Genomic DNA, 1,672 nt, shown 5'->3' with positions numbered 1-1,672 from the left:
GTTCTATAATCCATTCAAGTTTTTAGAGTCATACCAAAAACATTAAAAAATTAAATATTAAGACAACATAATATTCTATTAGAATAAGATGTTAATTTTTGAAAATAGGAATTACATTAAGAGAGAATTCATTGTTTTAGATAGATAAATATTAAGGATATAAGAGTCTTTATCTGGTATCTAAGAAAAACAAAAACATAATTTTCACGGCACTGTAGATAACACACAATAAAAAACAAAAACTTATATCAAGAATTGTTAAAATCGAATCTGTAGTTTTGTGTTGATACAAAATAATTCAGATTATGAATTTTTTAACATCGCTTAGCATCATTTACTCAATTCCAATCATTGTAAATTAACCCCTTATCATCAAAGCTGCAGAAAAAGCAACTTCCCCCTATCAATTAAACAATTTATTTACCTCTTCAATAAATTGCAAGGGATCAACCGACACTCCATTAACAATAAATCCAAAGTGTAAATGTGCTGCACTCACTCTACCCGTATCCCCACTTAATGCGATAATATCTCCTTTTTTGACTTTGTCTCCAGTTTTTACCTTAATCTTACTACAATGATAATATTGGCTAAACACACCTTCACCATGACTAATTACCACAGATTTTCCTGCAAGAAATCTTTCCTTAGCAATTACTACAACCCCATCGTTGCTAGCTCGTAGGGGCGTTCCTATCGCAGCGCGAAAATCTGTGCCGCTATGATAACTTTTTATTTCATTGTTAAAAACCCTAGCAGAGCCAAAAGGACTAGTAACAACGCTCTTTATAGGATAAATAAAGGGAGTACTCCAATAACGTGTTGGTGTGTATGTCCTATAAACCTGATTTGCTTCAGCTAGTTCCTTTTGTATGCGTTCATTGGCGGCTTTATTGGGTTGTACCTTACTAGAATCTGCAATAATAATTTTTTCTTTTTTATAATTTCCCCGCTTGATTCGGAGAATCAATCCATTATGAAGCATAAAATCTCCATCTTGCTCGTAGTAATGGATAGGAATAAAAGCAATCTTTTTTGTTTTATCTTTAGGGTGCTTCAGCCATTGTAATGTTTTCTTACCAACTTGTAATGGTTTTGGATTTTTCTCATCATTAACGGCAATGTAGGTTCTGCCATTATCAACAAACACAATATTTTCTTGTTGATTAATCCTCTTAACATGAGATGAATCCTTGCTTGCTAAATTCTTATTGATTAAGTCTGTATTGTTACCGTCTATTGCTCGCTTAAAATCTTCTCTTGTTATAATGTTTTCCTGATAAGGCTTGACTTCGGGAGTAGATTTTATGCGAGGAGATGAATGGATACTTGATTCTGGCTGCCACTGCCAACTGTCCCTAACTTGCGAATTATTTGATAGACTTTGCAAAGAAAAATCAATCATAGAATCTCCAAAGGCAAAATGCCCAGCAAAGCAAAAAACAGCAACAAAAAACTTTATAGTTAATGAAAATATCAATCTATTCATATCTATTACTTCTTCATTGATAGAGAATTAGGGGACATCGAATTCCCGAATCTATTTAAGGCAGCATACCACAATACAAAACAAAGAGACTAAAATTCTAAAATATGAAAACTTAGAATCTGCTTAATTAAAAACCATGAGTGATTCCATAATTGCAATAAAGAATGTTAATATATTCTTACT

1 protein-coding gene is annotated in these 1,672 nt (G+C 32.3%); it reads right to left on the bottom strand.

The genetic code is table 11. The features are described 5' to 3' along the window. Positions 1 to 403: 403 nt before the first annotated feature. Complete coding sequence (locus CQA44_RS11970; protein WP_258865045.1) at positions 404 to 1,489, bottom strand: M23 family metallopeptidase; 1,086 nt, start codon at positions 1,487 to 1,489, stop codon at positions 404 to 406. Between the last annotated feature and the right edge of the window lie 183 nt (positions 1,490 to 1,672).

The organism is Helicobacter sp. MIT 14-3879 (assembly GCF_003364125.1).
The sequence above is the reverse complement of the archived record's forward strand: the minus strand, read 5'-3'. Positions and strand labels throughout refer to the sequence as shown.